The following is a 7,247-nucleotide window of genomic DNA, read 5'->3' as shown; positions in this document are numbered from 1 at the left end:
CCAGCGCCTTGCGCCGCACCGCCGCATCCGGATGGCAGATGCTGCCCAGCCTGTAGTCGTCGTCCTGGAACGTGTTCGAGTTGATCGCCCCGAGCCTCAGGCCATGATCCTCGGCGAACTTCGCCAGCGCCCCGTAGTCGTCCACCTTGTCCCACGGAATGTGCAGCGCAACCGTCGGCGCCACGCCGGTGACCGCATGCACCTGTGCCGCATCGGCCAGCTTCTCCCGCGGTGTACGGGGAACGCCCTGCTGGGCGAACACCTTGAACCGGGTCCCCGAGTTCCCGTACGCCCATGACGGCGTCTCGACTGCCTGGGTCTTCAGCGCGGTCTTCACCGCGGCGAGCTCGGTCACTTCAGGGCTCCTGTGACGTCGGGCCGGAAGGGCATATGGATGAATCGATTCAGGACGGGAAGCTTAGAGCTCCCCGTAGGGGTGTCAAGCGTTCCGGCAAACCCTGTTGCCCGTGGCCTGACCGTGACCTTTGGCTCTCGAAGGGTTCTCGAAACTTTTTCGGGGCCCACCCATTGACGTGACATGGCCGCCGCGCCTAACGTCCCGGCAACCAAGTTGAAACCTTTCACGACGTCGTGAGCCTCTGGTCGGCGTCGTCGAGGAGCCCTTCATGACCCACCCGTCCGACACGGGTCCGGCCCCGGTGCTGGCGCTCGAGGACATCTCGAAGTCCTTCGGCGCGGTGCGCGCCCTGCGGGACGTTTCCCTGGAGCTGTTCCCCGGCGAGGTGCACGCGCTCGCCGGGGAGAACGGCGCGGGCAAGTCGACCCTGATCAAGACCCTTGCCGGTGTGCACCGGCCGGACGCCGGCCGGGTGCTGCTCGACGGTGAGCCCGTCGTCTTCCACGGGCCCGGCGACGCCCGCGACGCCGGCATCGCCGTCATCTACCAGGAACCCACACTCTTCCCCGACCTTTCGATCGCCGAGAACATCTTCATGGGCCGCCAGCCCCGGCGCGCCCTCGGCCGTATCGACCACAGGGCCACCCATGAAGCGACCCTGGCCCTGATGCAGCGCCTGGGCGTCGAGCTCGACCCCGACCGCCCGGCCCGCGGCCTGTCCATCGCCGACCAGCAGATCGTCGAGATCGCCAAGGCCCTCTCCTTCGAGGCCCGCGTACTGATCATGGACGAGCCGACGGCCGCCCTCACCGGCAGCGAGGTCGCCCGCCTCTTCGGCGTCGTACGCGCACTGCGCGAACAGGGCGCCGCGGTGCTGTTCATCTCGCACCGGCTGGAGGAAATCTTCGAGATCTGCCAGCGGGTGACCACCCTGCGCGACGGCGCCTGGATCTCCAGCGAGCCGATCGAGGGCATGACCGAGGACGATCTCGTACGGCGCATGGTCGGCCGCGACCTGGACGAGCTGTATCCCAAGCAGGACGTCAAGCCGGGCCAAGTCGCCCTGAACGTACGGCGGTTGACCCGCGAGGGCGTCTTCACCGATGTCTCCTTCGACGTACGGCACGGGGAGATCGTCGGCCTCGCCGGGCTCGTCGGCGCCGGCCGTACGGAGGTTGCCCGGGCCGTCTTCGGCATCGACCGCTGGGACGCCGGCGAGGTCGAGGTCCAGGGGCGCAGGCTCACCAACGGCGCCCCGTCCACCGCCATGGCCGCCGGGCTGGCCCTCGTCCCCGAGGACCGCCGCGCCCAGGGCCTGGTGATGGGCATGTCCATCGAGCGCAACATCGGCCTCACCGGACTGCGTACGACCGTCAGGGCCGGACTGATGGACCGCGGCGCCGAACGCAGCCGCTCCCTCGACTGGGCCGTCAAGCTCCAGGTCAAGTACGCCCGGATCGCCGACACGGTGAACACCCTGTCCGGTGGCAACCAGCAGAAGGTGGTCCTCGCCAAGTGGCTCGCCACCGGCCCGAGGGTCCTGATCGTCGACGAGCCGACCCGCGGCATCGACGTCGGCACCAAGGCCGAAGTGCACCGGCTGCTCAGCGAGTTGGCCGCCGACGGCGTGGCCGTCCTGATGATCTCCTCCGACCTGCCCGAGATTCTCGGCATGGCCGACCGCGTGCTCGTCATGCACGAGGGCCGCCTCACCGCCGAGATCCCACGCGCCGAAGCCACCGAGGAAACCGTGATGGCCGCAGCCACCGGGAGGGCCGCCGCATGACGGTGACCACTACCGACGAAACCCCCGTCGCCGAGGTGCCCAGGTCCAGCGGCACCCGGCTCGTCGACCGCGTCTTCAAGATGCGCGAACTCGCCATCCTGGTCGTCTTCCTGGTGATGATCGGCATCACGCAGGCGGGCAACAGCGAGTTCCTCTCCGAGCAGGGCATCAAGGACCTGCTCCTCAACGCGACGATCCTGGTGCTGGTCGCCACCGGCCAGTCCCTGGTGGTGATCACGCGGAACGTCGACCTGTCCGTCGGCTCGACCCTCGGCATCACCGCCTTCGCCGCCGGCGACTATCTGCACGGCGGCGGGAACGCGGTCGTCGCCGTCTTCCTGGCCGTGCTCATGGGCATCGGCTTCGGTCTGCTCAACGGCCTGCTCGTCAGCCTCGGCCAGGTGCCCGCCCTCGTCGTCACCCTCGGCACGCTGTACATCATCCGCGGCATCGACTCCATCTGGGTCGGCTCCCGCCAGATCACCGCGGCCGATCTCCCCGGCAGCTTCGTGGACTTCGGCTCCGGCGGCATCTCCGCCGTACCGTGGCTGGCGCTGATCGCGCTGGCGGTGCTGGTGGCCACGGCGTACTACCTCAAACACTTCGGCAGCGGCCGGGAGCTGTACGCGCTCGGCTCCAACCCGGAGGCCGCCCGGCTCGCCGGCATCCCCGTCCGCAAGCGGATCTTGGCCGCGTACACCTTCTGCGGCGGCCTCGCCGGACTCGCCGGTGCGATGTACCTGGCCCGCTTCGGCAACGTCGACTCCGGGACCGGCACCGGCTACGAACTCACCGTGGTCAGCGCGGTCGTGGTCGGCGGCGTCGTCTTCACCGGCGGCTCCGGGAGCGTGTACGGCGCTGCTCTCGGCGCCCTGCTGCTGACGTCCATCAACAGCGTGCTGCCCGCCCTCGGCGTCAGCTCCGTGTGGGTGCTGGCCATCAACGGCATCCTGCTCATCCTCGCCATCGCGGTCGACCGGATCGTCGCACTGCGAGTGGCTGCCGCCCTGAAGAAATCGGCCGCGAAGAACTCGGCTGTGAAGAACTCGGCCCCGAAGAAGGGGAACGCCCGCCATGCCTGAGTCCTTGACGCGCGCGGTCCGCTGGGACACGGTCGTCGGCGCGCTCCTGGTCGTCCTTCTGCTGCTGTCGTTCACTACGGTCGACGGCTTCGGCAACGCCCTCAACCTGTCCTTCCTCATCGGCAACACCCTGCCGATCGCCCTGATCGCCCTCCCGATGACGCTGCTCGTCGTCGCCGGCGAGATCGACCTGTCCGTCGCCTCCACCGCCGGCCTGTCCGGCGCGGTCATGGGCAAGCTGTGGAACGACGGCATGGCGATCGAGACGATCATCCCGATCTGCCTGCTGCTGGGCGTCGTCTGCGGGCTGATCAACGGCCTGCTGGTCACCCGGCTCGGGCTGCCCTCCCTCGCCGTCACCATCGGCACGCTGGCCGCCTACCGGGGTATCGCACAGATCGTGCTCGGCTCCAACGCGGTGACCGACTTCCCCACGCAGTACCTGGACTTCGCGGCGGGGCGGATGGGGGACACCTTCCTTCCGCAGGCCTTCCTCCCCTTCCTCGTGCTGCTCGCCATCGCCGTCGTGGTCCTGCATGCCACCCCGTTCGGGCGGTCGTTGTTCGCGATCGGTGCGAACGAGGAGGCGGCGCGGTTCGCCGGGATCCGGGTCAAGCGACACAAGTTGATCCTGTTCACGGTGACGGGGCTGATGGCCTCGCTCACCGGGATCTTCTGGGCGCTGCACTACGCCAGCGCCCGCTACGACAACGCGACGGGACTCGAACTCTCCGTCGTCGCCGCGGTGTTGCTCGGCGGTATCGACTTCGACGGCGGCAAGGGGACGCTCGGTGGCGCCATCGCCGGGGTGTTCCTGCTCGGTGCGCTGCAGAACGTCATGAGTCTGCTCAATGTCTCGGCACAGTCGCAGATCGTCGTCACCGGTGTGTTGCTCGTCGTCTCGGTGCTCGGTCCCCGGGTCGCACGTCAGATTTCCATCGCGAGGGCGGCTCGCTCCGCCGGATAGGTCGTTTGTCGGCTGCGGGCCGGATCCGGCCGGTCGCGCCCCCGCGGTGAAACCGCAAATTCAACACAGTCCCGCGCCCCTGTCGGGGCGCTGTCGCTCACCCTCGTAGCAAAGGACCCCATGCCATGCGTAAGCCATCCCTCCGCCGTGCTTGTGTGGCGCTCGCCGCCGTTTCATCGCTCGCTCTCGCCGCGACCGCCTGCGGTGGCACCACCAAGAACGACGTCAAGGACGACAGCGCCTCGGCCGCCTCCGCCGGGAAGGCGAACCCGAACGCTGCCCTCAAGAAGGGGCTGACCGTCGGGTTCCTGCCCAAGCAGGTCAACAACCCGTACTTCACCTCCGCCGACAAGGGCGGCGAGAAGGCGCTCACCGAACTGGGCAACAAGTACAAGGAGGTCGGCCCCTCCAGCGCCACCGACACCGCCGGGCAGGTCTCCTACGTCAACACGCTCACCCAGCAGCAGGTGAACGCGATGGCCGTCTCCGCGCAGGACCCGGGCGCCCTGTGCACCGCGCTCAAGCAGGCCATGAAGAACGGCATCAAGGTCGTCACCTACGACTCCGACACCAAGGCCGACTGCCGCAACGCCTTCGTCTCGCAGGCCAGCGCCGAGGACCTCGGCCGCACCGAAGTCCAGCTGCTCGCCGAGCAGATCGGCTACAAGGGCGAGATCGCGATCCTGTCCGCCGCCCAGACGGCCACGAACCAGAACACCTGGATCGGCTACATGAAGGACGAGCTGAAGGACCCCAAGTACAAGAACATCAAGCTGGTCAAGACCGCCTTCGGCAACGACGACGCCCAGCAGTCCTTCCAGCAGACCCAGGGCCTGCTCCAGGAGTACCCGAACCTGAAGGGGATCATCTCCCCGACCACCGTCGGCATCAAGGCCGCCGCCCAGTACCTGTCCGGCTCCAAGTACAAGGGCAAGGTCAAGCTGACCGGCCTCGGCACCCCCAACGACATGCGCAAGTACGTCAAGAACGGCACCGTCGACGCCTTCGAGCTGTGGGACCCGGCCAAGCTCGGCGACCTCGCCGCCCGCACCGCCGTCGCGCTGGTCTCCGGTCAGATCACCGGCAAGGAGGGCGAGACCTTCAAGGCCGGCGGCACCGAGTACACGATCGGCAAGGACGGCGTGATCAACCTGGGCAAGCCGACCGTGTTCAACGCGAAGAACATCGACCAGTTCAACTTCTAGTCGGGGGGCGGTACTCCATGCAGCGCGTCTGTTTCCTTCTCAAGGTCCGCGAGGACCGGCTCGCCGAGTACCGCGAACGCCATGCCGCCGTGTGGCCGGAGATGCTTCAAGCGCTCTCCGCCACCGGCTGGCGCAACTACTCGCTCTTCCTGCGCGACGACGGCCTGCTCGTGGGCTACCTGGAGACCGAGGACTTCGAAGCCGCACTCGCCGGTATGGAAGCCACCGACGTCAACGCCCGCTGGCAGGCGGAGATGGGCCCGTTCTTCGAGTCGCTGGACGGCGCCCGGCCCGACGAGGCCATGAAACCGCTCACCGAAGTGTTCCACCTCGCCTGACACCCCCGTATCCGTCCCCCCGGAGCCCCCATGAGAAGACGTACCGTGCTCGCGACCGCCATACTTGCGGCCGTGGCAACGCCGGGCATCGCACGGGCCGCCGACCCCGGCCCGTCCGTCAGCAAGAAGAGCACGACCCAACTCGACGGTCAGGCCATCTTCTTCGTCTCCTACGACGGTCTGGTCAACAACAACTCGTTCCAGAAGAACGGCCTGTTGACCTACAAGGGCTACCAGTACGCCGCCTGGTACACCTCGACCGGCAACGCCGTCATCGCCCGCCGTGTGCTCGGCGGCTCGAGCTGGTCGACGGTCACCCTGTCCCACAAGCTCAAGTCCAGCGACTCGCACAACGTCATCTCCATGGGCGTCTCCAAGGTCGACGGCCGCCTCCACATCAACATGGACTCCCACAGCGACGGCTACTGCTACGTGAAGTCGATCGCCGCACTCCTCGACAACGCGGCGTCCACGTCCTGGACTTCGTCGGTCTTCGGCTCGGTGCAGACCTCGCTGGACGGGCTGGCACTCACCTCCCAGTTCACCTACCCGCAGTTCGTCTCGACCCCCGAGGGCAAGTTGCAGCTCAGCTACCGGGTCGGGATCTCCGGCAACGGCCGCAACGCCCTTGCCGAGTACGACGGTTCCAGCTGGACGGCCCTCGGGGAGTGGTCCAGCTCCACAGGGACGTACACCAGCTCGCACGGCTCCTCGACCGCCCGCAACATGTACCTGCACGGCATCGACTACGACGTCAACGGCCGGCTGCACTCCTTCTTCACCTGGCGCGAGCAGAACGCCGCCGTGATGTGCAACAGCGGCGGCATCACCAACCACGACACCGGCTACGCCTACTCGACCGACCGCGGCCGCACCTGGCGCAACGACGCGGGCACCGTCGTAGGGACGACCGGCAGCTCCGACACCGTGGCCGTCACGGACAGCGGCCTGGTCGTCGACTCGCTCAACCCCGACCACTCGCTGATGAACCAGGAGAGCCAGGGCACCGACTCGTCCGGCCTCCCGCACGCGATCATCAGCTACGTCCCCGGCCGCTTCGGCCAGTGCACCACCAACTACGTCAGCGACCGCACCGCCAACGGCCGCGCCTTCCACCTCCGCAAGAACTCCTCCGGCACCTGGACCAAGACGGAGATCCCCGTCGCACTCAACTCCAGCCAGCGCACCAAACTGGTCCTGGACAAGTACGACAACGCGTACGCGATCTTCCCCTACGGCCGCATCGCCGGCGCCTCCAAGTCCTCCGGGTACACCGACTGGACGCTGCTGTACGACGGCAGCGATCTCAACGCCTTCGGCGAGGTCGTGATCGACGAGCTGCGGGTGAAGGCGGACAACGTCCTGTCGTTCATGTACCAGGAGAAGTCGAGCGGTACGACCCCCTCGGCGCTCCACGTCGTGGACTTCGCACTGCCCGCGTGACCGGGCATGATGCGTCCGATGTTGACGGTACTGTGAAGGCCTTCCGGCCGTCCCGTGTCCCCCTGGAG

General features: G+C 67.7%; 6 protein-coding genes and 1 pseudogene. 6 read left to right on the top strand and 1 reads right to left on the bottom strand.

What is annotated here, in order from left to right; genetic code table 11:
* Positions 1–355: pseudogene (locus ABZ880_RS38415) on the bottom strand (rhamnose isomerase); the annotation flags it as partial.
* 271 nt (positions 356–626) lie between these two features.
* On the opposite strand from ABZ880_RS38415, the gene ABZ880_RS38410 reads away from it, so the two are divergent.
* The 6 genes from ABZ880_RS38410 to ABZ880_RS38385 all read left to right on the top strand — a co-directional run bounded on the left by ABZ880_RS38410 (position 627) and on the right by ABZ880_RS38385 (position 7,179).
* Positions 627–2,144 carry a sugar ABC transporter ATP-binding protein gene (locus ABZ880_RS38410; RefSeq protein WP_361273111.1) on the top strand — a complete coding sequence of 506 codons (1,518 nt, stop codon included), beginning with the start codon at positions 627–629 and terminating at the stop codon, positions 2,142–2,144.
* Positions 2,141–3,226, top strand: coding sequence for an ABC transporter permease (locus ABZ880_RS38405; RefSeq protein WP_361273109.1), 1,086 nt, complete (start codon positions 2,141–2,143; stop codon positions 3,224–3,226). The genes ABZ880_RS38410 and ABZ880_RS38405 overlap by 4 nt, the downstream gene beginning before the upstream one ends.
* Complete coding sequence (locus tag ABZ880_RS38400) at positions 3,219–4,193, top strand: ABC transporter permease (RefSeq protein WP_361273106.1); 975 nt, start codon at positions 3,219–3,221, stop codon at positions 4,191–4,193. Before ABZ880_RS38405 ends, ABZ880_RS38400 begins: the two co-directional genes overlap by 8 nt.
* A gap of 125 nt (positions 4,194–4,318) precedes the next feature.
* Complete coding sequence (rhaS, locus tag ABZ880_RS38395; protein ID WP_361273103.1) at positions 4,319–5,398, top strand: rhamnose ABC transporter substrate-binding protein; 1,080 nt, start codon at positions 4,319–4,321, stop codon at positions 5,396–5,398.
* 17 nt (positions 5,399–5,415) lie between these two features.
* A complete protein-coding gene (locus tag ABZ880_RS38390; protein ID WP_361273101.1) occupies positions 5,416–5,736 on the top strand; it encodes an L-rhamnose mutarotase in 321 nt (106 codons plus the stop codon).
* A gap of 30 nt (positions 5,737–5,766) precedes the next feature.
* Entirely contained in the window at positions 5,767–7,179 is a 1,413-nt protein-coding gene (locus tag ABZ880_RS38385; protein WP_361273100.1) for a BNR repeat-containing protein, read from the top strand.
* Positions 7,180–7,247: the final 68 nt, after the last annotated feature.

Origin of the sequence: Streptomyces sp. NPDC047043, assembly GCF_040644055.1 — a bacterium.
Classification (GTDB): Bacteria; Actinomycetota; Actinomycetes; order Streptomycetales; family Streptomycetaceae; genus Streptomyces.
Note: the sequence above shows the minus strand (reverse complement) of the source record. Positions and strands in the feature narration are given on the sequence as shown.